27 protein-coding genes and 1 tRNA gene are annotated in these 26,035 nt (G+C 36.1%); 21 read left to right on the forward strand and 7 right to left on the reverse strand.

Annotated elements, in window-relative coordinates; genetic code table 11:
• Positions 1–63: 63 nt before the first annotated feature.
• From FC46_RS04540 to whiA, 4 genes are all read left to right on the forward strand, one after another.
• A complete protein-coding gene (locus FC46_RS04540) occupies positions 64–606 on the forward strand; it encodes an HdeD family acid-resistance protein (protein ID WP_057798301.1) in 543 nt (180 codons plus the stop codon).
• Between the two features lie 110 nt (positions 607–716).
• Positions 717–1,592 (forward strand): RNase adapter RapZ, encoded by an 876-nt coding sequence (gene rapZ, locus FC46_RS04545; protein ID WP_057798303.1) that lies wholly within the window; start codon positions 717–719, stop codon positions 1,590–1,592.
• Between the two features lie 9 nt (positions 1,593–1,601).
• Positions 1,602–2,645: a gluconeogenesis factor YvcK family protein gene (locus tag FC46_RS04550; protein WP_057798398.1), complete on the forward strand. Its 1,044-nt coding sequence runs from the start codon at positions 1,602–1,604 to the stop codon at positions 2,643–2,645.
• Positions 2,638–3,573, forward strand: a complete 936-nt coding sequence (whiA, locus tag FC46_RS04555) for a DNA-binding protein WhiA (RefSeq protein ID WP_057798305.1) — start codon at positions 2,638–2,640, stop codon at positions 3,571–3,573. The genes FC46_RS04550 and whiA overlap by 8 nt, the downstream gene beginning before the upstream one ends.
• A gap of 57 nt (positions 3,574–3,630) precedes the next feature.
• Here whiA and clpP read toward each other — a convergent pair whose 3' ends face one another.
• The gene (clpP, locus tag FC46_RS04560) at positions 3,631–4,215 is read right to left on the reverse strand and encodes an ATP-dependent Clp endopeptidase proteolytic subunit ClpP (protein WP_005718663.1); all 585 of its coding nucleotides are present in this window, start codon (positions 4,213–4,215) and stop codon (positions 3,631–3,633) included.
• A 178-nt stretch (positions 4,216–4,393) separates the two neighbouring features.
• Here clpP and FC46_RS04565 point away from each other — a divergent pair, with 178 nt between their 5' ends.
• Entirely contained in the window at positions 4,394–5,980 is a 1,587-nt protein-coding gene (locus FC46_RS04565; RefSeq protein ID WP_057798307.1) for an SH3-like domain-containing protein, read from the forward strand.
• 40 nt (positions 5,981–6,020) lie between these two features.
• Here the strand turns inward: FC46_RS04565 and FC46_RS04570 are convergent, their stop codons facing one another.
• From FC46_RS04570 to FC46_RS04580, 3 genes are all read right to left on the reverse strand, one after another.
• A complete protein-coding gene (locus tag FC46_RS04570) occupies positions 6,021–6,464 on the reverse strand; it encodes a Fur family transcriptional regulator (RefSeq protein WP_057798309.1) in 444 nt (147 codons plus the stop codon).
• A 97-nt stretch (positions 6,465–6,561) separates the two neighbouring features.
• On the reverse strand, positions 6,562–7,995 hold the full coding sequence (locus FC46_RS04575; protein WP_057798311.1) for an APC family permease: 1,434 nt from the start codon (positions 7,993–7,995) through the stop codon (positions 6,562–6,564).
• A 143-nt stretch (positions 7,996–8,138) separates the two neighbouring features.
• Positions 8,139–8,210 (reverse strand) — tRNA-Arg (locus FC46_RS04580).
• Positions 8,211–8,454: 244 nt separating this feature from the next.
• On the opposite strand from FC46_RS04580, the gene FC46_RS04585 reads away from it, so the two are divergent.
• The 5 genes from FC46_RS04585 (at position 8,455) to FC46_RS04605 (ending at position 13,577) form a co-directional block, all read left to right on the forward strand.
• A complete protein-coding gene (locus FC46_RS04585; RefSeq protein WP_057798313.1) occupies positions 8,455–9,486 on the forward strand; it encodes a sugar-binding transcriptional regulator in 1,032 nt (343 codons plus the stop codon).
• A 52-nt stretch (positions 9,487–9,538) separates the two neighbouring features.
• Complete coding sequence (gene gap, locus FC46_RS04590; RefSeq protein WP_057798315.1) at positions 9,539–10,555, forward strand: type I glyceraldehyde-3-phosphate dehydrogenase; 1,017 nt, start codon at positions 9,539–9,541, stop codon at positions 10,553–10,555.
• Positions 10,556–10,658: 103 nt separating this feature from the next.
• The gene (locus FC46_RS04595; RefSeq protein WP_057798317.1) at positions 10,659–11,870 is read left to right on the forward strand and encodes a phosphoglycerate kinase; all 1,212 of its coding nucleotides are present in this window, start codon (positions 10,659–10,661) and stop codon (positions 11,868–11,870) included.
• Positions 11,871–11,891: 21 nt separating this feature from the next.
• Positions 11,892–12,647, forward strand: coding sequence for a triose-phosphate isomerase (tpiA, locus tag FC46_RS04600; RefSeq protein ID WP_057798319.1), 756 nt, complete (start codon positions 11,892–11,894; stop codon positions 12,645–12,647).
• 363 nt (positions 12,648–13,010) lie between these two features.
• Positions 13,011–13,577, forward strand: coding sequence for a GNAT family N-acetyltransferase (locus FC46_RS04605; protein ID WP_057798321.1), 567 nt, complete (start codon positions 13,011–13,013; stop codon positions 13,575–13,577).
• Here FC46_RS04605 and FC46_RS04610 read toward each other — a convergent pair.
• Together FC46_RS04610 and FC46_RS04615 are read right to left on the reverse strand one after the other, a co-directional pair.
• A complete protein-coding gene (locus FC46_RS04610) occupies positions 13,574–14,095 on the reverse strand; it encodes an LURP-one-related/scramblase family protein (RefSeq protein ID WP_057798322.1) in 522 nt (173 codons plus the stop codon). The two genes, FC46_RS04605 and FC46_RS04610, sit on opposite strands and share 4 nt — an antisense overlap.
• Before the next feature lie 5 nt (positions 14,096–14,100).
• Positions 14,101–14,979 (reverse strand): Cof-type HAD-IIB family hydrolase, encoded by an 879-nt coding sequence (locus tag FC46_RS04615; RefSeq protein ID WP_057798324.1) that lies wholly within the window; start codon positions 14,977–14,979, stop codon positions 14,101–14,103.
• Positions 14,980–15,046: 67 nt separating this feature from the next.
• Here FC46_RS04615 and FC46_RS04620 point away from each other — a divergent pair, with 67 nt between their 5' ends.
• The 3 genes from FC46_RS04620 to tsaE are packed head-to-tail and all read left to right on the forward strand — an operon-like array spanning position 15,047 to position 17,232.
• Positions 15,047–15,745, forward strand: coding sequence for a uracil-DNA glycosylase (locus FC46_RS04620; protein WP_057798326.1), 699 nt, complete (start codon positions 15,047–15,049; stop codon positions 15,743–15,745).
• A gap of 30 nt (positions 15,746–15,775) precedes the next feature.
• Entirely contained in the window at positions 15,776–16,756 is a 981-nt protein-coding gene (gene pta, locus FC46_RS04625) for a phosphate acetyltransferase (protein WP_057798328.1), read from the forward strand.
• Complete coding sequence (gene tsaE, locus FC46_RS04630) at positions 16,753–17,232, forward strand: tRNA (adenosine(37)-N6)-threonylcarbamoyltransferase complex ATPase subunit type 1 TsaE (protein ID WP_057798330.1); 480 nt, start codon at positions 16,753–16,755, stop codon at positions 17,230–17,232. The genes pta and tsaE overlap by 4 nt, the downstream gene beginning before the upstream one ends.
• A gap of 35 nt (positions 17,233–17,267) precedes the next feature.
• Here the strand turns inward: tsaE and FC46_RS04635 are convergent, their stop codons facing one another.
• Complete coding sequence (locus tag FC46_RS04635; protein WP_057798331.1) at positions 17,268–17,801, reverse strand: 3'-5' exonuclease; 534 nt, start codon at positions 17,799–17,801, stop codon at positions 17,268–17,270.
• Positions 17,802–17,901: 100 nt separating this feature from the next.
• Between FC46_RS04635 and murB the strand changes: the two genes are divergently transcribed.
• Genes murB through glmM form a run of 8 tightly spaced genes read left to right on the forward strand, consistent with a single transcriptional unit; the run spans position 17,902 to position 25,860 of the window.
• Positions 17,902–18,795, forward strand: coding sequence for a UDP-N-acetylmuramate dehydrogenase (gene murB, locus FC46_RS04640; RefSeq protein WP_057798333.1), 894 nt, complete (start codon positions 17,902–17,904; stop codon positions 18,793–18,795).
• A gap of 51 nt (positions 18,796–18,846) precedes the next feature.
• The gene (locus FC46_RS04645; protein WP_057798336.1) at positions 18,847–19,944 is read left to right on the forward strand and encodes an ABC transporter ATP-binding protein; all 1,098 of its coding nucleotides are present in this window, start codon (positions 18,847–18,849) and stop codon (positions 19,942–19,944) included.
• Positions 19,937–20,755, forward strand: a complete 819-nt coding sequence (locus FC46_RS04650) for an ABC transporter permease (protein WP_057798338.1) — start codon at positions 19,937–19,939, stop codon at positions 20,753–20,755. The genes FC46_RS04645 and FC46_RS04650 overlap by 8 nt, the downstream gene beginning before the upstream one ends.
• Positions 20,752–21,558 carry an ABC transporter permease gene (locus FC46_RS04655; protein WP_057798340.1) on the forward strand — a complete coding sequence of 269 codons (807 nt, stop codon included), beginning with the start codon at positions 20,752–20,754 and terminating at the stop codon, positions 21,556–21,558. The genes FC46_RS04650 and FC46_RS04655 overlap by 4 nt, the downstream gene beginning before the upstream one ends.
• The gene (locus FC46_RS04660; protein WP_057798343.1) at positions 21,555–22,628 is read left to right on the forward strand and encodes an ABC transporter substrate-binding protein; all 1,074 of its coding nucleotides are present in this window, start codon (positions 21,555–21,557) and stop codon (positions 22,626–22,628) included. The genes FC46_RS04655 and FC46_RS04660 overlap by 4 nt, the downstream gene beginning before the upstream one ends.
• A 44-nt stretch (positions 22,629–22,672) precedes the next feature.
• A complete protein-coding gene (cdaA, locus tag FC46_RS04665; protein WP_057798345.1) occupies positions 22,673–23,518 on the forward strand; it encodes a diadenylate cyclase CdaA in 846 nt (281 codons plus the stop codon).
• Entirely contained in the window at positions 23,515–24,486 is a 972-nt protein-coding gene (locus FC46_RS04670; protein WP_057798347.1) for a CdaR family protein, read from the forward strand. Before cdaA ends, FC46_RS04670 begins: the two co-directional genes overlap by 4 nt.
• 21 nt (positions 24,487–24,507) lie before the next feature.
• On the forward strand, positions 24,508–25,860 hold the full coding sequence (gene glmM, locus FC46_RS04675; protein ID WP_057798350.1) for a phosphoglucosamine mutase: 1,353 nt from the start codon (positions 24,508–24,510) through the stop codon (positions 25,858–25,860).
• Positions 25,861–26,035 lie beyond the last annotated feature (175 nt).

Here is a 26,035-nt window from a genome sequence, read left to right on the forward strand (position 1 = left end):
ATTTTTAAGCAGAAAAGTTAAAATTTTCTCAAAATATAGTAAAATACTTGCAGGAGGATAATTATGAATAACTTTTCTAATTACAGAGATAATGGCGGTTTTGACTGGGGTGCCTTTATTGCAGGCGTCCTAATGGTTATTACTTCATTTTTGTTGATTCGTCACCCTGCAAAGGGATTGCATGCTTTCGTTTTGATTTTTGGAATTGTATCAATTCTTCAAGGAATCGTATGGATTGCTGGTTACTCACGTTTTCGTAATATCTTTTCACGTAGTTGGGTAACTTTGATTTCAGGTATCTTAGATATTATTGTCGGTATTTTGTTCTTATGTTCATACGATGTTGGTAGTTTAACCATTGCATATTTGTTTGCAATTTGGTTCTTTGTTGATTCAGTTGTTGGTATTGCCTTTTCATGGCACTTACGCGATTTATCAACTGGCTACTTTATCTTCAGTTTAATCATGAACATCTTAAGTTTATTTATCGCAATTTTGTTAATTTTTAATCCAGTACTTGCAGCTTTAAGCCTTGTTTGGCTTGTAGCATTCTGGTTGTTAGTATTTGGTGTTAACGAAATTGTCGTTGCATGGATGCATAGATAAAAATTGAATCAGAAAATAATAGAAATACTAGTTTTGGTACTAGTATTTTTATTTTGATTAAAAAAAGAAACACCCGGTATGCTATAATTATTGAGACAGGAGAAGAAATTATGGCTAAGGATAAAAAACAACTTTTAATTGTTACAGGGATGAGTGGCGCTGGGAAAACCGTTGCCGCACATGCTCTTGAAGATATGGGGTACTTTGTAGTTGATAATTTACCACCAACACTTTTGGGAAGTTTCTGGGATTTAATTGTCCATTCAAATGACTTCAAGAAAGTGGCAGTTGTTATTGATTTAAGAGTTAAAGATTTCTATAGCGATTTATTGAATGAAGTTAACTCACTTGAAGATAACGGTGATGTTTCAGCTACAATTGTCTTTTTGGACTGTTCAGATGATACTTTGGTTGCTCGGTATAAAGAAACTAGACGCTTACCACCATTAGCTACTAATGGTCGCTTGCTGGATGGAATTCAAGAAGAGCGCCGCATTTTACAACCAATTAAGAATCGATCAAATTATATTATTGATACTTCTGATATTTCAACGAAGGAATTAAAGCAAAAATTGCTCAATGAATTCAGTGAAGGCCAGCGTCAGCCGTTTTCTATCGAAGTGATGTCATTTGGCTTTAAGTATGGGATGCCAATTGATGCAGATATTGTGATGGATGTTAGATTTTTACCTAATCCATTCTATATTCCAGAACTTCGTCCATTTACAGGTTTAGATAAGCGTGTATTTGATTACGTAATGAGCAAAGAAGAAACGAAAGTTTTTTACCAAAAATTATTAGACCTTCTTGAAACAGCCATTCCAGGCTATATCACAGAGGGTAAGGAAAAATTAACGATTGCAATTGGATGTACTGGTGGCCAGCACAGAAGTGTTTCAATTGCTCAGCAATTAGCTCGAGATCTAGCTAAAAAATATCCAGTTGATATTACTCATCGTGAAGTTAGTCGTTATATCAGAAAGTAGGTGATGACTGTGACGTTTTCAGAAACAAGAATAGTTCGAGTGATTAAAGGAAGACGACCACGTGTTGTAGTTATCGGTGGTGGCACAGGCTTGCCGGTTATTTTGAATGCATTAAAGGATCAAAATGCCGAAATCACTGCAATTGTGACAGTTTCAGATGATGGTGGATCATCTGGTTCAATTAGAAATTTTATTAATGTTGTTCCACCTGGTGATATTAGAAATGTATTGGTGTCTTTAAGTGATCTCCCTCAAGAAGAAAAAAACGTCTTTCAATATCGCTTTGATTCATCAGATTCGTTCTTCTCAGGTCATGCAATTGGCAACCTAATTATTGCTGCACTAAACGAAATGCATGGTAATATTTTTGATGCTGTTCAATCTCTCTCAAAAATGATGAAGGTTGATGGGCATGTTTTTCCAGCTTCAAATGAGCCATTAACCTTAAATGCGGAATTTGTCGATGACACAACTGAAGCTGGTGAAACAGAAATAACTTCTAAAGACAAACGAATTAAGCGTGTCTGGGTAACTAATACTAACTCAGATGAGAAGCCTAAAGCTGTTTTAGCCGTTTTAGCAGCAATTATGCAAGCTGATGCGGTTGTTTTAGGACCGGGGAGTTTATTTACCTCCATTTTGCCGAACTTAATGATTTCTGACTTAGGCGAAGCAGTTCGTGAAACTCAAGCTGAAGTAATCTATATTTGTAATATTATGACTCAGCGCGGAGAAACCGATCACTTTAGTGATGCCGACCATGTTCGCGTTATTAATGAACACTTAGGTGGACATTATATCAATACCGCTTTGGTTAACGGTGCAAAAATCGATATGTCAAAGTTTCATCCTGAAGATTATGATGAATATCTTGAGCCAGTTAAGAATGACTTTAAAGGGTTGCGTGAGCAAGAATGCCGCGTAATCACTGATGATTTTATTGATCAACGTCATGGTTTGGTCTTCCATGGTGGGCATAAGGTTGGTCAAGAAATCATTAACCTTGCTTTTGAGGCAATGTCTCGAAAGAGAATGGAAGAAGATAATGGCTAGTTATGCTAGTGATGTAAAAAAGGAATTAACGTCGCTTCCGGTTTATCCAGAACATGCCAAGGCAGAACTTGCGGCATTTTTAAGAATGAATGGTGTTTTAAACTTACACGATCACCAATTCAGTTTGGATATTACGACTGAAAATCCAGCAATTGCTAGAAGGATTTTTAGTTTAATCAAAGTTGCCTTTAAAGTTGAACCTTTGCTTATTGTTTCGCGTAAGATGAAACTAAAAAAGAATAACCAATATTTGGTTCGTTTGCAGCGAAAGGTGAATGAGATCTTGGAAGCTCTTATGATCTGGGATCCAGAAAAAGGGTTAATTACCCGAATTCCGGAAAGAATTATGAATTCTCAAGAAGGTGCCATGTCATACTTACGTGGCGCTTTTTTGGCCGGAGGAAGCGTTAATAATCCTGAAACCAGCCGTTATCATTTAGAAATATATTCTACCTACGAAGACCATAATGAAGATTTGGCAGAATTAATGAATAAGCATTTTCATTTGAATGCTAAGACAACCAAAAGACGTAGAGGCTATATTGTTTATCTGAAAGAAGCAGAAAAAATCGGTGATTTTCTTCATATTACTGGTGCTTTAAATGCGATGCTTGCTTTTGAAGACTTACGAATTATGCGTGATATGCGTAATTCAGTTAACCGTTTGGTAAATTGCGATACTGCTAACTTAAAAAAGACTGCAAATGCAGCCGCCAAACAGGTCGAAGATATACAGTTGATTGAAGAAAAACAGGGGCTTGACTCTTTACCTGAAAAGTTAGCTGGTTTAGCAAGATTTCGCTTGCAGCACCCTGAATTGTCGCTTAAAGAAGTGGCAGAACAGGTACCAGATGGACCGATTTCTAAATCCGGTGTTAATCATCGTTTTAAGAAGTTAAAAGAAATTGCTGAAAATTTAAGAGAGTAACAAAAAATGCGCGGAATTAATCTGCGCATTTTTTACATTTTTTATTATTGAACTGAATTACTTCTTCTTGTTGACCATAATTTCGTCAATCAAACCATATTCTTTAGCTTCTTCAGCAGTTAAGTAGTTATCACGTTCAGTATCCTTTTGGATCTTTTCCAAAGGTTGACCGGTAGTTTCGTGTAAGATTTCGTTGATTTTCTTACGGCTCTTCAAGATCTCGTTAGCTGCAATTTGAATATCAGTTTGTTGACCTTGTGCACCACCTAATGGTTGGTGAATAAGAACAGTAGAGTTTGGAAGAGCAAAACGCTTACCCTTAGTACCACTAGTTAAAAGAATAGAAGCCATTGATGCTGCCATACCGATAGCAATAGTTGAAACATCTGACTTGATAAAGTTCATTGTATCCATAATTGCTAAACCTGAAGTAATAACACCACCAGGTGAGTTAATATAAAGTGAGATGTCTTTAGTGTTATCTTGAGCGTCTAAGAATAATAATTGAGCAATAATTGAGTTTGCCATTTGGTCATTAATTTCGCCGCTCAACATGATAATTCTGTCTTTTAGTAAACGAGAGTAAATGTCGTAGGCACGTTCGCCGCGAGCTGTTTGTTCAATAACTGTAGGTACAAGCATATGTTTACCTCCTGAAATTTTCATTTTTATAATTAGCACTCATTTGAGTACAGTGCTAATTAAATCACTTACTTTTAATACTGTCAATCAAAGTGTATTGATTTTGTATTTTTATTACAAGTCAGTTTATATTACAATGAAAGAGTATAATTTTTAAGTAAATTGCGGGGGAAATATTTTGAATTATAAAAAAATATTAACAGCAAGTTCGGCTGTTTTATTAGGTTTTGGATTATTGGCTGGTGCATCTAGTCATGTATCTGCAGATGATTCTAACAGTAGCGATACAAGCACTAAAAATACGCCAGCACAAACTTCTACTAGTTATAACTTAATGACTAAGGTAGCTGGTAGTAAAAACTACACTATCTGGAAAAATGTTGAAAATGGTAAGCCTTATGGTAAAGTTGCCAACGCCATTAATTTCCGCTATAACCATATTCAATCTAACCAAAGTATTAAGACTAAGAAGTACACTTATTGGTTAGTTTATGTTGATGGTCGCCGTGTTGGTTGGGTTAATGAAAAATTCTTTGCAAGAAATGATATTGAAGTAGCTAAGAGCGTTACTTTGGTAAGAAATGATAACTATTTGTTTGACACTCGTGATGCAATTAGTTATGCCACTGACAGTACAGGTACTGTTGTCGACAATTCAGAAGTTAAAGTTTCAAAAGATGGCATTAGTTGCACAGATCCAGGTACTACTAAAGTTAAATACTCATACGGTTCAGGTAAAGCAACTGTAAACGTAACTGTAAGAAAGAGTACTACTGAGGGTATTGGTGATGCTAACACAGTTACTCCTAAGGAAGGAACTAATAAGTTAACTAGCTGGGATAGTCACTATGGTGCTTCACTTAACTACTTAAGCCCGCATGACTTTACTCCTGAAACTAAGCGTCACTCATGGACTAGTGGAAACATGACCTTATCTACCAGATTGTTCCAACCAGTTCTTCTTAGCGTTAAGACTGATACTAACAATGAAGGTTACATCAACCGTGTAGGTCATATTCCAGAAGGTGTTACTGTTTCAAACGGTTGGGCATACACTAGCTTGCTTTCAAGCACTAAGCTTATTCAAGGTCACATTGTAGGTTACAACTTGGACAAGTTGACTAATCCATATAACCCTCAAAAGCTTCTAACTATGAGTCAAAGTAAGTTTAATACTTACGTTAAGAACATTAAGGTAAGTCCATATATTCCAATTGGCCACGGTCAAGCAATGGGATCAACTAAGGATTACATCTACGTTTTAGTAAATGATAATACTGACCAAGACAGTAATAAGTCAGAAGAATTAGTTCAAATTCGTCGTAGTGATATGTGCATTAACAAGATCTGGACTATCAAGTGTTGGGATGGCGATGAAAATTCACCACGATACTTCAAGAATGCTGTAATCACTTCAGATAAGCAAATGTATGGTGTTTACTACGATAAAACTAATGATCGTTATGAATACTGGGAATTGAACCGTACTGGTGATAACTGGAGACCAACATTAGTTGGTGCAACTAAGGGTAAATTTGTTTCTGATGACTCACCCGTACAAGGTTTTGCTTATGATCAAAACAACCAGAACTTCTACTTAGGATTTAACGACTTAATTGTTAAGATCGGTAGAACTGGTGAATTAAAGGATTCATACTCATTCAACACTGGTCGTGAAGTTGAAGGTCTTTCAGTAAATAACAACAAGTTGTATGTGAACTTAGCACAACGTGCAGAATTACTCGAAAGTAATGAGCTTAATTAAAAGTAAAGAAAAATAAAGGCTGCAATTAATTTTGCAACCTTTATTTTTTTATATTAAGTTTTTCCTGACAATTTGGACATAAACCATATATTTCTAAATGGCTTGAAGAGGCGAGATAGCCAGTTTGTTCTTGTGCTTTTTCTTTCATTTTTTCTTCTATTGCATCAAAGTTAGGGTAGAAAACGTCAGAAATTTTGCCACAGTTTTTACAAATGATATGAAAGTGTGGCTCGACAAAATAGTCATAATGGGTCGAATTATCTCCATTCTTAATCTCAATCACGATTCCAACTGAAATCAAGCTATTTAAAGTATTGTAAATTGTAGCTTTGCTAGATTGTTCATCTTCAGCTAGGTCATGGTAAAGCATTTCAGCAGTGGGATGATTATGATTTTTGATTAGATATGAAAGTATCTTAATTCGGGGCTTAGTTGCATTTAAATGATGCTTGTGTAAAAGCTCTTTAGCTTTCTCATCATACAAAATTATCCCTCCTTAACTTATCTTTGTAATTTTAGTTTAACACAAACATAAAAAAACACCTTTTCAGGTGTTTTTATTTATATTTGTGTTAATAATTTTATTCTGCTTTAGCCATTTCACGTTTCTTAATAGCAGGCAAGATTAAACCTAAAGCAATCAAGACGATTGGTGTGATAATATTCAAGAATAAAGTGAACGGATCTGGTGAATAGATTCCGAGTAAGCAGCAGGCTGCAGTAACTAAGAAACACCAGTATCCAGCTGTATATGCTAAGCCTTGATGCTTAGTCATTTGATAACTTGTTTCAAATTGCTCTTGGTGTTTTCTCAAAGCGATATATGCTGCGAATACCCAGAGGTAACGCATTGGCATAGTAGTTGAATTTAATTTAACAAGTTGTGCCATAACGGTTTGAGCGTCTGGAACAAAAGCTTGAATAGCAATTAAACCACCGGATAAAATGACAACCATCCAAATACCATTAATGTAGGCACCATGCTTATTAAGCTTGAGCAATTTCTTTGGAATGAAGTTGGCTGCTTCTTTTGATCCTAAAAGCATTCTCAATGGAGCATCGATACTTATTACCAATGTGGAGAATTGACCGATCACGTTACACCATGAGTATATGTACATGAATAAACCACCAACGTGATAATATTCACCGAGACGATCAAAAGCCATGTAGGCACCATTTGAGATATATTCATTCAAGTTGTTGTTAACAACCTTTGGATCAAACATTAAAGCCATGGCAAATGTTCCCAAAATAGCTGAAATCATAACCATGATTGCCAAGGCCATCATTGCCTTAGGGAAGTTCTTTGATGGATCTTTAACTTTATTTACATAAGGTGAGATCTTTTCACAACCACCAACGGCAAAAACTAAAATTGACAATGAAGTTAAATATTTAATGTTGAACGTTGGCATTAAATTCTTCCAATTAAAGTTGAGTGAGTAATATGAAGCGTGTGGGTTAATTGCTGGTGCAGCAAACATCATGATAATGAATAAAATTGACATGATGAACATTGAACTACCAGCGATTGTTGCTAAACCTTTTAATACAGGAATACCACGACTAGCAACCCAGCAGAAGAATAAGAAAACTACTAAAGTAGCAAGTTGAGTGTAGGCAGTTGGCAAACCATCATACCATTTGGTATTACCGAAAATTCCCCAAGCCATTGCTCTCAAGCCACCGGTTCCTTTACTTGAAATATAAACAACGTGGCAAGCCCAGTAGGTCCATCCAGCGTAGTAGGCCCATTTTGCTCCCATTGTGGCATTAACCCATGAGGAGACACCACCTTCAGAATTCTTGAAGGTAGCCCCTAATTCCCCAACCATTAATGCGTAAGGAACAAAATAGAGTAGGAACATGATTACCCAGCTAAAGATGACTCTAGTTCCGTCAAAATAAACAAATCCGTTAACAACGTTACCGAATCCCCAAACAGTGGAGAATGCCATCATTGCTAAGGTAGTCCAGGTCATCTTTTTCTGATTGTTTGTTGTTTCAACCATAAAAACATTTTCTCCTTAACTAATACAAAACAAATACAAAACAAATAACTATTTAATTATATACTAATTAGGTTATGAATGCTCTTACATATGCAATATTAGCAAGAAAAAAGCCACAAGCTTTAAACTTGTGGCTCAACTTATGGGTCCCCTGGGAGTCGAACCCAGATTTTAAGAACCGGAATCTTACGTGCGATCCATTACACTAAGGACCCAATATTACAGCAAAGATAAGTATAACAGAAAATAGGAATAAATAGAAATGTTTTCTCTTTTTTAAAATAAAGCACGTTTTTTCTTGAATTGCGAAAAATAGATTGTTATACTAACAGTGTCGATTGGGAAATGTTTGAGTAAACAAATTAGTGTGACTCCACGTTTCTCTTATATTTTTAAGCAATCTGGGACAGTAAGTGACAATGCGATGGTCGCCAAGTGTCCCAATAGGAAGGAGAAGCAATGAACACGGATTTTTCCTTGCTCGAAGCTTTTGTTCCTGATCTCTTAAAAGTACTTCGACAAAGATATCTTGTTCTTGAACAGATTTCTGAAAATGCTCCAGTCGGAAGGAGAAATGTCGCTCAACGGTTAGGGCTTTCGGAAAGAAACGTTAGAACTGAGACTGAGTATTTGAAAAAACTGGGTCTGATCGAAATTAAGAGTTTCGGAATGTTTCTTACGGAGAAGGGCAAGAAAGCATTAAAAGATGCAGCACCATTAATAGATCTTATCTTTAACGCAGGTGAGACTGAGGTTGAGCTTGCAAAGCAACTTGGAATTGAAAGAACTATTATTGTTCCAGGTAATGCTGATTTGCAAGATAGGGTTTATCAAGAGCTTGGGGAAGCTTTGAGTTCAGCACTTGATTTACTTCTGCCACTTGGACACTCTATTGTCACTATCTTAGGTGGGGATGTAATAGCAAAATCTGCTCGTTTTCTTTCAAAGAGCTTAGGGAATAATCGTCAACTGGAATTTGTTCCAGGGCGAGGAGCTCTAGGTGAAAACGTAGCAACTCAAAGTAACACAATAGTTCAAGAAATGGCTGAAAAAACTGGTGGTACTTATAAAACTTTATACTTACCAGAACAAGTTTCAGAAGTGGCATATCGATCGTTGATTCGTGAAGATACAATTGCTGATTTGCTGCAAGATATTTCTCAAAGTGATGCTGTGATTCATGGCATTGGCTTGGCACAAGAAATGGCTAAGCGTCGCGGATATGGTTCAGTTGAACTTTCAAATCTGCGAGAGAAAAAAGCTGTTACCGAATGTTTTGGGTGTTTCTTCGATAGCAATGGAAAGATTGTCGACCGTATTACTCAGGTTGGATTACAGTTCGAGAATCTAAAGAAAATACCTCACATATTTGCTCTTTCTTGCGGTGCTAAGAAAGCAGAAGCAATTAAGGCATATATGCTCAATGCACCTCGTCAAACCTGGTTAATTACTGACGAGGGTGCCTCAAGTATGATTTTAAAGGGGAAGTAATTCCCGTTTAAAATAAATGTTGTTTATAGTTCTTAAGGAGGACTTTTAGATTATGACAGTTAAAATTGGTATTAACGGTTTCGGCCGTATCGGTCGTTTAGCATTCCGTCGTATTATGGACTTGGGCGAAAAGTCAAAGGACATCGAAGTTGTTGCAATTAACGACTTGACTACTCCAGCACTTTTGGCACACTTACTTAAGTATGACTCAACTCATGGTACTTTCGACCACGAAGTTTCTTCAACTGAAGACTCAATCGTAGTTGACGGTAAGAAGTACCGTGTTTACGCTGAACCACAAGCACAAAACATTCCTTGGGTTAAGAATGATGGTGTTGACTTCGTTCTTGAATGTACTGGTTTCTACACTAGCAAGGCTAAGTCACAAGCTCACCTTGACGCAGGTGCTAAGCGTGTATTGATCTCAGCTCCAGCAGGTAACGACTTGAAGACTGTTGTTTACTCAGTAAACCAAGACACTTTAACTGCTGACGACAAGATCGTTTCAGCTGGTTCATGTACTACTAACTCATTGGCACCAATGGTTAATGCTTTACAAAAGGAATTCGGCATTGAAGTTGGTACTATGACTACTATCCACGCATACACTTCAACTCAAATGATCTTGGATGGTCCTGTACGTGGTGGTAACTTACGTGCTGCACGTGCTGCTGCCGTAAACATCATTCCTCACTCAACTGGTGCTGCTAAGGCTATCGGTCTTGTAATTCCAGAATTGAACGGTAAGTTGAACGGTCACGCACAACGTGTTCCAGTTCCAGATGGTTCAGTAACTGAATTAGTATCAATCTTGAACAAGAAGGTTACTGCTGATGAAGTTAATGAAGCAATGAAGAAGTACGAAAGTCCTTCATTTGAATACGAACCAAACAATGTTGTTTCAAGCGACATTTTAGGTAGAACTGCTGGTTCAATCTTTGACCCAACTCAAACTATGGTAACTACTGCAGGTGACAAGCAATTAGTTAAGACTGTTGCTTGGTACGACAACGAATACTCATTCACTTGCCAAATGGTTCGTACTTTATTACACTTCGCTACTCTTTAATTTTTAGTTTTAAAGATTAGATTTTAAGTGATAATTGAGAAGGCGGAGGGAAATTCTTCCTTCCGCCTTTTTTTGAAGAAAAAATATTATCTGGAGGATAATAATGGCTAAATTAATCGTTTCAGACCTTGATGTTAAGGGTAAGAAAGTTTTAGTTCGTGTTGACTTTAACGTTCCTATTAAAAATGGTGTTATCGGTGATGATAACCGTATCGTTGCTGCACTTCCTACTATTAAGTTCATCATCGAACATGGTGGTAAGGCAATTTTGCTCAGCCACTTAGGCCGTGTTAAGAGCGATGCTGACAAGAAGGAATTGTCATTAAAGCCAGTTGCTGAACGTTTAAGCGAATTGCTTGAAAAGCCTGTAACTTTTGTACCATCAAATGAAGGTAAAGAAGTTGAAGACGCTATCAACAACATGAAGGATGGCGACGTTATCGTTCTTGAAAACACTAGATTCCAAGATATCGACAACGACTTTGGCAAGCGTGAATCAGGCAACGATCCTAAGCTTGGCGAATACTGGGCAAGTCTTGGCGACATGTTCGTAAACGACGCTTTTGGTACTGCTCACAGAAGCCACGCTTCAAACGTTGGTATTGCAACTGCTATGAAGGCAGAAGGTAAGCCTGCAGCAGCTGGTTACTTACTTGAAAAAGAAATTAAGTTTTTAGGTGATGCTGTTGAAAACCCAGTTCACCCATTCGTAACTATCTTGGGTGGTGCTAAAGTATCAGACAAGATCGGTGTTATCGAAAACTTAATTCCTAAGTCAGACCACATCTTAATCGGTGGTGGTATGGCTTACACTTTCTTAGCAGCACAAGGCCACAAGATTGGTAAATCATTATTTGAAGCAGACAAGGTTGAATTAGCTAAGAGTCTTTTGGAAAAGGCTGGCGACAAGATTGTTCTTCCTGTAGACAACGTTGCTGCTACTGAATTCTCAAACGATGCTTCTCATGAAGTTGTTGGTGATGACATTCCTGACAACATGATGGGTCTTGACATTGGTCCTAAGACTATTGAAAAGTTTAAGGACATTTTAAAGGATGCTAAGACTGTTGTTTGGAACGGACCAATGGGTGCATTCGAAATGCCAAACTTTGCTGAAGGTACTTTGGAAGTTGGTCGTGCTTTGGCAGACTTAACTGACGCTGTAACTATTATTGGTGGTGGTGACTCAACTGCCGCTGCTAAGCAATTAGGTATTGCACCTAAGATCAGCCACATTTCAACTGGTGGTGGTGCATCACTTAACTACCTTGAAGGTAAGGAATTACCAGGTATCGCTTGCGTTTCTGACAAGTAATAAACTAGGAGGAATAATTTAATGCGTACACCAATTATTGCTGGTAACTGGAAGTTAAATATGAATCCAGAACAAACTACTGAATTCGTAGAAGCTGTTAAAGCTAAGTTGCCAGATCCAAGTAAAGTTGAATCACTTATTTGTGCCCCAGCAGTTGACCTTGATGCTTTGAGAAAAGCAGCTGAAGGTTCAAACTTGCACATTGGTGCAGAAAACTGCTACTTTGAAGATGAAGGTGCTTTCACTGGTGAAACCTCTCCAAAGGTTTTAAATGAAATGGGAATTGACTACGTAATTATTGGTCACTCAGAACGTCGTGGATACTTCCATGAAACTGATGAAGATATTAACAAGAAGGCTAAGGCTATTTTTGCTAATAACATGACTCCAATTATTTGCTGTGGTGAATCACTTGAAACTCGTGAAGCTAACAAGCAAGAAGAATGGGTAGTTGCTCAAATTAAGGCTGCTTTAGAAGGTCTTACTGCTGAACAAGTATCATCACTTGTAATTGCTTATGAACCAATCTGGGCTATTGGTACTGGTAAGACTGCTTCTTCAGATCAAGCTGAAGAAATGTGCAAGACTATTCGTGAAACCATTAAGGACTTGTACAACGAAGAAACTGCAGAAAATGTTCGTATTCAATACGGTGGTTCTGTAAAGCCAGCTAATGTTAAGGAATTAATGTCTAAGCCTGATATTGATGGTGGTTTGGTCGGTGGTGCTTCACTTGACCCTGAATCATTCTTAGCTTTGGTAAACTACCAAGACTAATTACTGTCATAAAACAAAAAAGTTCATGCATTTTGCATGAACTTTTTTATTCAATAATATTTTAAGGCGTTAGGGTAATTAGGACGCACAATAATAAGTGCTTTAAAATAACACTTAATACTTGTCCTTTTTGGCTAATGATTGTATAATATCAGTGGAGATTGAGTTAGACATTGACTCATCTCCAAATATTCAGTCTTTGCCAGTTCCTTATTACTCAAAAATATTATGGCAGATACATCTATATCTATATCTATATCACTTTCTGGGAGGGCAGTTATGAGAATCTTCATAGCTGTCTTCTTTTTGTTGCAAAAAAAGTACTAATTCATTATTCTAAATAAAGAAAAGGAGCCGAACAGAATGATTAGAAAAGCAGAAAAATCAGATTTTCCATTTGTCTATCCAATCCTAAAGCAAATATTTGATGAAATGCAGATGGAAACTATTAATAAATTACCAGAATCTCAATTCTATGACTTAATGCGTTTAGGCTATATTTCAGAAGATTATCGCTATTCATATCGTAGAATTTGGGTTGATGTTAATGATCAGGGTGAAGTATTAGGCATTTTAGATATGTACTCATACGATGACCAAAAGATTATTGACTTTGTGTTAAAAAATGCATATGCGAAGGTAGGCTTGCCGATTGATACAGTAATTTTCTCTGATCAAGAGGCTTGGCCACACGAATGGTATATTGACGCCATTGCAGTTCATCCAGATCATTGGGGAGAAGGCGTAGCAAGTCGATTGATGGATACTGCAGTCGAGATTGCAAAAAAATATGGCTATTCAAAGATTAGTCTAAATGTTGATAAAGAAAACCCTCGTGCGCAAAAATTGTATGAGCACAAGGGTTATAAGACTACAAATTCAATGACTATTGGAGATAGAACCTACGATCATATGGTTAAAGAAATTTAATTAGGATCTGTTGAGAATTTCTGTCCAATTGGTGGAAAAGTTGGTAGGCGCAGCGGTGTAACGTGCCATTGTGTAAATAGAATGGAAATTAATAAAATAAAAGGAATGTCTTCAGGCCGTGCTACATCACAAACTAAAGTGACACCAGTATTGCCCATAATTGTTTTGACACTTGCAACGTTCTTAACTCCAGAGCGGAACTTGTAAGTGCCTTTTTTTATGCTTCCAGTAATCCAATAGTTTAATCTTGTTACATAAAAAAGATTGGTAAGTGGACTATTAACTTTTTTTACTCGAACCAAAGAATGATTAATTACATCGACTGTAAAAGAAGCAACAAGCCCGCCACCATCAGCAAATAACCGTCCAATTTCCTGATTGTCTCTATTGTAAAGATAAAGAGTATGATTAGGGTTATCTAGATTTCCTCGAATAATATATTGAATTTTTCCATTGGGACCAGTTACTGGAATTTGCCCGTAATTTTTTTCATTATTAAGTTGTAGTAAGAATTTCATGATTCTCACCCCTCGTGACGATTTTCAGCGATAAACTTATTTAAAATCTTTGCCACGCCATTCTCGTTATTAGTGGTTGTTTCAATATCAGCAATTTGTTTAATGGCGGAAACAGCATTTCCCATTGCCACACCCACTCCAGCATCTCGGATCATTGAGATGTCATTAAGATTGTCACCAATGGCAGCTGTTTCACTTATTTCGATTCCTTTTGCTTTTGCATAATCGAGTAGAGCAATCCCTTTTTGAGCTTTTTCAAAATTAATCTCGATATTATTAATTGAGCTTGAAGAAACAACTAGCCCACCCAACTTGTCGATAAAATCTTTGGTTTCTGTGAAAGCAGCAGGTCCGCGAGAATCAAAGACAATAATTTTCATTATTTCTTCTGCAAAGTTATTATAAAAATCATCAAAACTATTAACTTGTGTGATATTCAAAATTGATTTACTGCTTGCAGTTGATGCAACAGCCTCTTTAAAAGTCATGCCAGGATTTAGATTAACCATTACATGAGCTACATTTGCAATTCTTTGTGATAGGTCTTGACTATAAACATGTTCAGCAGTCAAAATTTCGTAATAAAAGCCTGCATTATTTAAATACGAAATTAATTTATTTGCTTTTTCCTGAGGTAACGGATGCTTAACGATTAGGTTGTTATTAACATCAAAAACAAGGGCACCGTTTAAGTTGATGAAACCTGTCTGAATATTAGCATCCTTCAATAAAATTTTCGACTCTTTTGGAGCTCGGCCAGTAGCTACTAAAAACTCAATCCCATTATTTTGCGCAGCAACTATAGCTTTTCTATTTTCCTCAGAAATTTCCATGTTGCTATTAAAGAGTGTGCCATCTAAATCACAAGCGACTAATTTAATCATGCGTTTCCTCCCATTAACGTTCATTTTTATGATAACATAAAGATAATTGAAAAAGGGGCTGTAAGTACTGATGAAAGAGCTAATAGGTAATGATTGGGATGGAATATTAGATCCTGTTTTTGCAAGTGAAGAATATCACCAATTGCATGACTTTTTAAAAGAAGAATATTCAACAAAACAGATTTATCCGGATATGTACCATATTTTCACTGCTTTTAAGTTAACACCTTTTAATAAAACAAAAGTTGTAATCTTGGGACAAGATCCATATCACAATCCTGGTCAAGCAAATGGAATGAGCTTTTCCGTCATGCCAGGAACTAATCTGCCACCATCCTTAAAAAATATTTACAAAGAATTGTACGATGATGTTGGTGCAAGACCTGTCAATCACGGTTATCTGAAGAGATGGGCAGACCAAGGAGTCCTTCTCTTGAATGCTGTTTTAACGGTCCCTTGTGGTCATGCTAATGGACATCAGGGAAAAGGCTGGGAAGCAGTAACAGATTCTGCGATTAAAGCTCTGAGCCAAAGAGGTAAAGTTGTTTTTATTTTGTGGGGTCGTTTTGCTCAAAAGAAGATTCCGCTTATTGATCAAAGCCGTAATTTTATTATTAAGTCCGCCCATCCAAGTCCATTTTCAGCAGACCGTGGATTTTTTGGGTCAAGACCGTTTTCAAAGTGTAATGAAGCATTAGAAAAATTTGGTGAAACTCCAATTGATTGGCAATTACCAGAAACGGTAACGAAAGATGATCTTGCATAGATTTTAAATGTTTATATGAGAGGAACTGTAATGAAAGTATTTGATGTTTTAAAGAAAACTGCAATGAAAGAAAAAAAGACAATTGTTTTTCCTGAAGGAGAAGACAAGAGAATTCTTGAAGCTGCAACTCGACTTGAAAATGAAGGGGTAGTATCAGCAATTTTACTTGGTAATATTGATAATATTAAGACTTTAGCTGAAAAGATGGATCTTGATATTAGTAAAGTAAAATTAATTGATCCAAAGGCATACCCTGATTTTGAAAGATTAGCTGAAGATTTGTACAAAATCCGTAAAGACAAGAATACTTTTGAACAAGTAAAGGAAATGCTCTGTCAAGAGACATTCTTTGGTACGATGCTTGTTTATGAAAAAATCGCTGATGGTATGGTTTCAGGTGCTGCGCATTCAACTGCAGATACTGTTCGTCCAGCTTTGCAAATTGTTAAGACAGCTAAGGGTATGCACAGAGTATCAAGTTCTTTCATTATGGAACGTGGTGATGAAAAGTATATTTTCGCAGATTGTGCAATTAACATCGATCCTGATGCTGAAACTTTAACAGAAATAGCTTATCAATCTGCTCAAACTGCTAAAGCGGTTGGAATTGATCCTAAAATTGCATTCCTTAGCTTTTCAACTAAAGGTTCAGCTAAAGGTGAAATGATTGATAAAGTTGTTGAAGCAACTAAATTATTTAATAAGAAATACCCAGAAATTCCAGCTGATGGTGAGCTTCAGTTTGATGCTGCGTTTGTTCCAAGTATTGGTGAAGCTAAGGCTCCTGGTTCTAAAGTTGCAGGTCATGCAAATGTCTTTATTTTCCCAGAATTACAATCAGGAAATATTGGCTACAAGATTGCTCAAAGATTAGGTAACTTTTCTGCTGTTGGTCCAATTCTTCAAGGACTCGCTGAACCAATCAACGATCTTTCAAGAGGTTGCAGCACACAAGATGTCTATGACTTAGCAATCGTAACCGCAGCACAAGCGACAAGGGATGACAAATAATGAAACTTGAGATTAATTCTTCTGAAGAGATGCAGAATTTAGGTGCGACAATTGCCAAAACAGCTCAACCTAATGATCTCCTTTTGCTTACAGGTGATTTAGGCGCTGGTAAAACGACAATGACGCAAGGAATAGGTCGTGCACTTGGAGTTAGAAGACCAGTTAAAAGCCCAACTTTTACTATTGTGCGTGAATATCGTGAAGCAAAAATTCCCCTTTTTCATATGGACTTTTATCGTTTAGAAAATGATGACTTGTCTTCAATCGATTTGAATGCTTACTTACATGAAGATGGACTTGTAGTGATGGAATGGCCACAAGTAATTATGACTGAACTACCTGATGAATATTTACAATTGAATATTAAACGGGTAGACGATAGTTGGAACTCAACTAAGCGTGAAGTCGAAATTCAAGCAAAAGGTAAACGCAATGAAGATTGGGAAAATGATATTTTAACTAAATTTAAAGCTTAAAAATAAGATCTGGTCATATAAAGCCAGATCTTATTTTAGATTTGATAAATCATATTTTTAATTAATTCATCACCAAACTGTTTATTTTGTTCAATCAAAATTCCAGCGCATGCCTCACTGTCACTTAAAGCGTTGTGGTGGTGCCAAAGTTCTACTTGCAAGGCATCTGAAACGGTATCAAGTTTATGATTTGGTAAATCAGGTTCGAATTTTTTGCTAGTTTGTAAAGTATCAATTACCAAATAATGTGGTTCAGGGATACTATAGCGAGCAAGAGACTGCTTCATTACGTTTGTATCAAAGCGAGCATTGTGGGCAGCTACAAGCATTCCCGGTTGATATAAATCTTGGATATGAGGCCATACTTCAGCCATTGTTGGTGCGTCTTTAACGTCATCAGCTGTAATTTGGTGTACTTTAATATTTTGTGCATCAAAGGGCATCTGCGGATTGATCACAGTATAAAAACGATCAACAATTTCATTATTTCTAACCATCACTAGTGCAAGTGAACAAGCACTTTCTGGATAATGATTAGCAGTTTCGAAGTCCATTGCGATAAAGTTCATTTTTTCTCCTTAATAAAAACAAATTCAGTATAACATATGGTGAAGCAGAAAGCTTAATGCGGTAAAATAAGAACAACAGATTACGAGAGGAGCTAAAATAGTGAAGTTGCTTGATTTAAAGAAAAAAGGAATTAATATACAGGAACATATTCCTCTGAGTAGATATACTTTTACAAAAACAGGTGGAGAGGCTGAATATCTAGCTTTTCCTAAAAATTTACAGGAATTAGAAGAACTACTTCAAGCAACCCGTGAAGAAAAGATGCCACTAACGGTCATCGGTAATGCTTCAAACTTGATTATTCGTGACGGTGGAATTGACGGTCTAGTTATTATTTTAACCGATATGAATAAGATTAAAGTAGAAAAGAATCGTGTAATCGCCGAAGCTGGTGCCAAGATAGTTGATACTGCTTTTACTGCTGCAAATAATGGATTAAGCGGGATGGAATTCGCTGCAGGAATTCCAGGCAGTGTAGGTGGAGGCGTATTTATGAACGCTGGAGCTTATGGAGGCGAAACCTGCGAAGTAGTTGAAAGTGTCAAGATTCTCACAAAAGACGGTGAATTGAAGTCTTATTCAAATGAAGAAATGGAATTTTCATATCGTCATTCCAAAATTCAAGAAACTGGAGATATTGTTGTTGAATCAACTTTTAAATTAAAGCGAGGAAACAAGCACCAAATTCTTGACCAAATGCATTATTTAAACGCCTTACGCCGCTTTAAACAACCGCTTGAGTATCCATCCTGTGGTAGTGTTTTTAAGCGCCCAAAGGGACATTTTGTTGGCCCAATGATCATTAAGGCTGGTCTTCAAGGTAAGCAAATCGGTGGAGCACAAGATTCAACTAAACATGCTGGTTTCATTGTTAATAAAGGTGGAGCAACCGCGACAGATTACTTAGATTTGATCCATTATATTCAAAAGGTAATCAAAGAAAAATACGACATTAATTTACATACCGAAGTAAGAATTATCGGTAAAAAATAGTAGGCGGGCTACAGGTTTGAAGCTTGTAGCTCTTTTAGTGTGGGTGAAAAAATGGACATCATTCAACTTAAAAATGTAACTAAGCGTTATGATGACGGTTTTGTAGCGCTAAAAAATATCAATTTAACAATCGAATCGGGAAAATTTTATTCATTACTCGGTCCAAGTGGTTCAGGAAAATCTACAATTTTGAGAATTATTGCTGGCTTTAGTAATCCAACTGAAGGGCAAGTGTATTTTGATGGAAAAGATATCACAGAGCTAGATCCTGCAAAGCGACAAATTAATACTGTTTTTCAAAATTATGCTTTATTTCCACATTTAAACGTATTTGAAAATGTGGCTTTTGGTCTGAAAATTAAAAAGAGATCAATAAAAGATATCAAAGTTGCTGTTAAGGATGCTCTTCATATGGTGCGATTAGATGGCTTTGCTAATCGTGAAATTTCAGAACTTAGTGGTGGGCAGCAGCAGCGAGTAGCAATTGCTAGAGCGATTGTTAATGAACCAAAAGTATTGCTATTAGATGAATCGCTTTCCGCTTTAGATAAGCGTTTACGTAAGGAAATGCAATTTGAACTACGTGCAATTCAAAAAAAGCTGGGAATTACTTTTATTTTTGTTACTCATGATCAAGAAGAAGCCCTTTCAATGAGTGATGAAATTTTTGTTTTAAATGATGGCAAAATTCAACAAAGTGGGTCACCTGTTAATATTTATGATGAACCCATTAATGATTTCGTTGCAAGATTTATTGGAGATTCGAATATCTTGCCTGGAAGAATGATTAAGGATTTTGAAGTTGAATTTGCTAATAAGCATTTTCAATGTGCCGATGCAGGGATGAAGGAAAACGAAAAAGTTGAAATCGTCATTCGTCCTGAAGATTTAGATATTGTTGTTCCAGAAAAAGGAAAATTAGTTGTTACTGCTCAAACCCAATTATTTTTAGGAGATCACTTTGAAATTAAGGCACTTGATGCAGATGAAAATGAATGGTTAATTCATTCCACTAATGCTTGTAAATTAAATGAACGTATTGGCTTGTTTTTTGATCCTGAAGATATTCATGTTATGCGTTTACACGAAAGCCAGGCCGATTTTGATGCTCGTTTAGATAGTTATGAAGAGGATAGAGAGAATGATTAATAAAAAAACACGTACCTTTTTTATGATTCCATATCTTCTATGGATTTTTCTATTCGTTATTTTACCGATTCTATTGATTCTTTGGTATTCATTAACTGATAGTAGCCATCATTTTACCCTTGATAATTTTGCTCTTTTCTTTCGGAATGGCACTTTTCTAAGGATGATGTTAAATTCATTCTGGTATGCTTTTGTAATTACCTTAATTACGCTACTTATTTCGTATCCTGCTGCTTACTTCTTGACCAAGACAAAAAATCAGCAATTTTGGTTATTATTGATCATTTTACCGACCTGGATCAATTTATTGCTAAAAGCTTATGCTTTTATTGGAATATTGGGTAGCAGTGGTTTAATCAACAAATTTTTGCATTTATTTGGGTTAGGACCGGTTAATATCTTGTTTACTGATTTTGCCTTTATCTTTGTAGCAACATATATTGAAATTCCCTTTATGATTTTGCCAATTTATAATGCAATTAGAGAAGTTAATCCTGCAATAATTCAAGCTTCAGAGGACTTAGGAGCAAATAAATGGCAAACTTTTAAATATGTCTTGTGGCCATTATCAAGACCAGGAGTTGAAAGTGGCGTTCAAGCAATTTTTATTCCTTCTTTGTCACTATTCATGCTAACTAGATTGATCGGTGGTAATAGGGTAATTACTTTAGGAACTGCTATTGAAGAATACTTCATGACAACAATGAATTGGAATATGGGGGCAACTATTGGCGTTGTTTTAATTGTTTTGATGGTGATCGTCATGTTGATTACCGGTAAAAAGCCAAATAGAAAGAAGGTTCAACTATGAAAAAATCTATTGGTAGAATCTATTTAGCTTTGGTATTGGTAATTCTTTATGTGCCCATTTTCTATTTGATATATTTTTCATTTTCAAGTGGGAAAAATATGAATAAATTTCAACATTTTACTTGGGCTCACTATCAAACTTTATTTCAGGATAATCGACTACTTGCAATTTTTTTAGAAACAATCTTACTTGCACTTTTATCGAGTTTGATTGCAACAATCATTGGCGCCTTTGGTGCAATTGCAATTAGTAATGTAAAGAAAAAAACAAGCCAAAATACTTTGCTATCATTGAATAATGTTTTAATGGTTTCACCAGATGTCATTATTGGGGCAAGTTTTTTGATTTTTTTTACAGCGCTTGGAATGGGCTTGAATTTTTATTCAGTTTTACTTAGTCATATTGCTTTTTCAATTCCGATTGTTGTTTTGATGGTTTTACCGCGTTTAAAAGAAATGGATTATTCTTTAATTGATGCCGCAAGAGATCTAGGAGCTAATAATTATCAGGTTTTTAGTAATGTAATAATTCCGGCAATTTTACCAGGAATTCTATCTGGCTTTTTCATGGCGTTAACATATTCACTTGACGATTTTGCTGTAACTTTTTTTGTTACTGGTAATGGTTTTTCTACATTGTCTGTTGAAATTTATTCTCGTGCCAGACAAGGGATTGATTTGGAGATCAATGCACTAAGTACAGTAATGTTCTTGTTTGTTTTGGTATTGGTAATCATCTATTATTTCATTACTTCTCGAAAAGGTCGTAAGAATAGAAAGATGGTAGGAGGGATGATTAAATGAAAAAAGTGTTTTGGTCAATCCTTGCTATTATTTTATCATGTTTAGCCCTAGGTTCTGGCGCATATCGATTGCAAAAGCCATCAGATGAAACAAAAAAAGAAAGTCTGATTATTTATAATTGGGGAGATTATCTTGATCCAAAATTAATTAGTAAATTTGAAAAACAAACTGGTTACCATGTTGTTTATGAAACGTTCGATTCTAATGAAGCGATGTTTACTAAGATTAAGCAAGGTGGAACTGCTTATGATATTACTTTTCCGTCTGAATATATGGTTTCAAAAATGCGTAAGGCAAATTTACTAGAAAAATTAGATCTAAAGAAAATTCCAAATTTAAATAATATCGGACCATATTTTTTACATAAATCTTTTGATCGCAATAATTCTTATTCTGTTCCATATTTTTGGGGAACTTTGGGAATTGTTTATAATGATAAATTTGTCAAAAAGGGCAGCATTACAACTTGGGATGATCTCTGGAAAAAGAAATATCACCATCAGATTTTGCTAGTAGATTCAGCAAGAGATGCGATGGGAATGGCACTTGCATCTTTAGGGTATTCGATGAATACCACAAGTTCTCTACAGTTAAAATTAGCCCAAACTAAATTGGAAAACTTAGGACCAAATATTAAAGCAATTATTGCAGATGAAATGCGGATGTACTTAGTCCAAAATGAAGCAGCAATTGGTGTTACTTGGTCTGGTGAAGCTCATGAAATGATGGAAGATAATCCGCATTTACATTATGTAGTTCCATCTCAGGGATCCAATTTATGGTTTGATAATTTTGTCATTCCTAAGACTGCGAAAAATAAAAGTGCAGCCTACAAATTCATTAACTTTATGCTGCAACCTCAAAATGCAGCCCAAAATGCAGAATATGTTGGCTACGCAACGCCAAATATTGCGGCGCAGAAGCTATTACCTAAGAAGATTCGCGATGATCGTCAATTTTATCCAGATGAAAAAACGTTGAAACATCTACAGGTTTACCGCGATTTAGGAAATAAAGTAACACAGGAATATAACGATTTATTCTTAGAGTTTAAAATGTATGCACGATAAAATGCTAATTGGTTATAATTAAAAGGTAATAGAAAGGAGTAACAATGAGCAATTTCAATATATCAAACCTACTAACTTGGAATAACCTTTCAATTGTCTTAGATGTATTAATCATTTGGTACTTGGTTTACCGACTGATTATGCTTATTCGAGGCACAAAAGCTGTTCAACTAGCAAAAGGGATTGTTCTTATCTTTCTAATTAGAATTATTGCTGGCTTTTTGCAGCTTCATGCATTAACTTATATTGTTGATCAGATTGTTTCTTGGTCTGTACTTGGAATTATTATTATTTTCCAACCAGAAATTAGACGAGGACTTGAGCGTTTAGGTCGAACCCCAATTTTCGGTGGTAGAGAAAATAGTGAATATGATCGGTCAATGAAGCTTGTTAACGAATTAGATAAAGCGATCCAATATATGTCTAAGCGTAGGATTGGTGCTTTGATTACGATTCAGCAAGAGACAGGACTAGAAGATTATATCGAAACAGGAATTAAACTTGATGCCGATGTTACTGGTGAGTTATTAATTAATATCTTCATCCCTAATACGCCATTACACGATGGGGCAGTAATTATCAATAAAGATCGCATTGCCGTAGCGGCTGCTTACTTGCCACTATCGGATAGTAGCATGATTCCTAAGCGTCTTGGGACTCGGCACCGCGCAGCTGTTGGTATTTCAGAAGTAACTGATGCTATTACAATTGTTGTTTCTGAAGAAACTGGTGGTGTGACAATCACAAGAAATGGTCGTTTCTTGCTTGATTTGACTCAGGAAGAATACTTGAAGTATTTAAGAGCTGAACTAGTTCCTAAGAAAGAAAAGAAAAAGACTTGGTATCAAAAGTTATTTGATAGAGTATGGAAATGGGGTGTGGACAAATGAAAAATTTTTGGAATAAATCATGGTTTGTTCGTATTGTTTCTCTATTATTAGCGATTTTAATTGTAGTCTATATCGATTCAACTCAGACGGGTTTTATGACCCAAGGTGAAGATAGTAAAACTAGACAAACGGCTAATGAAACAGAGACTATCCGTGTTCCTTTACAAGTATCTGTTGATACTGATAAGTATTATGTTGTTGGTTACCCTGAAAAAGTTAAAGTGACTTTGGAGGGACCAAATGCTCTTGTTACTTCTGCTGTTAATACCCAAAATTTTAGAGCTTTTATTGATTTGACTAAAAGAAAAGTTGGTGAGCAGACAGTAAGAGTACGAATAACTGGTTTAAATAAGCAAATTTCTTACTCGATCAATCCAAAGACAATTAAGGTTAATATTCAACGACGAAAATCTAGAACTCTACCTGTACAAATAAGGTATAATAAGGATGCTGTTGCAAACGGCTATCATTTTGGAAAAGCCACAGTTGATCCGAGTCAAGTTGAGGTTACGGGAGCAATTGGTGAAGTTAATCAAATTGATCAGATTGTAGCTAAGGCTGATTTGCCAAATAATATCAATCGTGATTTTGAACGACAAGTGATACTGGTGGCGGAGGATAAGAAGGGTCGTCAGTTGAATGTAATTATTCAGCCGTCTACAGTTAAAGTTAATATTCCAATTTCTATTTCTAAAAAGAAAGTAAAATTGAATTTAAGCTCCAAGAATGAATCAAGTAATAAAGTTTATTCTGTTACTGCGAAACAAGATGAAATAACTTTGTATGGTGATAAGAATAAGCTGGATAAAATTAAAAATCTTAATCTTGATGTTGACTTAAGAGGAATAAATTCTTCAACTAGAAAAGTTATTCCGCTTAAGTTACCTAGTGGCGTGGTTCGATCAGATCCAAGCGAAGTTATGATTCAAATTAGAGTGAAAAATACAAGCAGTTCAAAACAAAGTTAAAAGTTGGGAAGGTAAAAATAAATGTTAAAATATTTCGGAACTGATGGTGTACGTGGTGTTGCTAATGCTGGCTTAACTCCAGAAATGGCTTTTAAATTAGGTCGTGATGGTGGTTATGTTTTAACTAAAGAAAAGTCAGATGATAAGCAAGCTCGCGTTTTAGTTTCTCGTGATACTCGTATTTCAGGCCAAATGCTTGAATATGCTTTGATTTCAGGTTTGCTTTCAGTTGGTATTGAAGTACTTGAAGTTGGTGTAATTACGACTCCAGGTTTATCATACTTAGTTCGTGCACAAGGCGCTGATGCTGGTGTTCAAATTTCTGCTTCACATAACCCTGTTGAAGATAATGGTATTAAGTTTTTTGGTAGCGATGGGTTGAAGTTATCAGATGCGATGGAAGAAGAAATTGAAAAGTTAATTGACGCTGAAGAAGATACTCTTCCTCGTCCATCTGCAGAAGGTTTAGGAACTGTAACTGATTTCCATGAAGGTAGTTCTAAGTACTTACAATTTATTGAAAATACCATTCCTGAAGATTTAAGTGGTATTAAGGTAGTTGTTGACGGTGCTAATGGTGCTTCAAGTGCTTTGATTTCAAGATTATTCGCTGATTGTGGAGTAGACTTTACTACTATTGCAACTCACCCTAATGGTTTGAACATTAACGATCATGTTGGTGCTACTCATACTAAGAAGCTTCAAGAAGAAGTTGTTAAGCAAGGTGCACAGCTTGGGTTAGCCTTTGATGGGGATGCTGACCGTTGTATTGCTGTTGATGAAAATGGTAATGAAGTTGACGGGGATCACATTATGTATGTTCTCGGCACTTATTTACAAGACCACGGCCGTTTGAAGAAAGATACTATTGTTACTACGGTAATGAGCAATCTCGGCTTTACTAAGGCCTTGGAAAGAAGAGGAATTAAGAATATCCGTACGCAAGTTGGTGACCGCTCTGTTTCAGAAGAAATGCGTGCTCATGGCTATAATCTTGGTGGTGAGCAATCAGGTCACGTTATCATGAGTGACTACCACAACACTGGTGATGGTATGCTTACAGGTCTTCATTTGATGCTTGTAATGAAGAAGACTGGAAAGTCATTATCAGAGCTTTTAGCTGACTTCAAGGAATATCCACAATGCTTAGTAAACGTTCCAGTTAAGGACAAGAAGTCTTGGAAGGAGCACCAAGCTATTTTGGATGTTATCAAAGAAGTTGAAGACGAAATGGGCGGCGATGGTCGTATTTTGGTTCGTCCTTCAGGCACTCAATCACTTCTTAGAGTTATGGCAGAAGGTCCAACTCAAGAAGAAACTGATGCATATGTAGACCGAATTGTAAAAGTTGTTAAAGATGAAATGGGTGAATAATTAACTTTTTCGCCCGAAGGCCCTGGTATATCTGGGGTCTTTTATTTTACCAAAATTTAATATACCAATTTAGAGAATTATTCCTTGACCAATTTTATTAAAAAGGCTATCATTGCACTTGTAACAATAAAAATTAACTAGTCCACTAAATGAAAGTGAACTAGACCAAAGGAGA

Origin of the sequence: Lactobacillus kalixensis DSM 16043, assembly GCF_001434335.1 — a bacterium.
GTDB lineage: Bacteria > Bacillota > Bacilli > Lactobacillales > Lactobacillaceae > Lactobacillus > Lactobacillus kalixensis.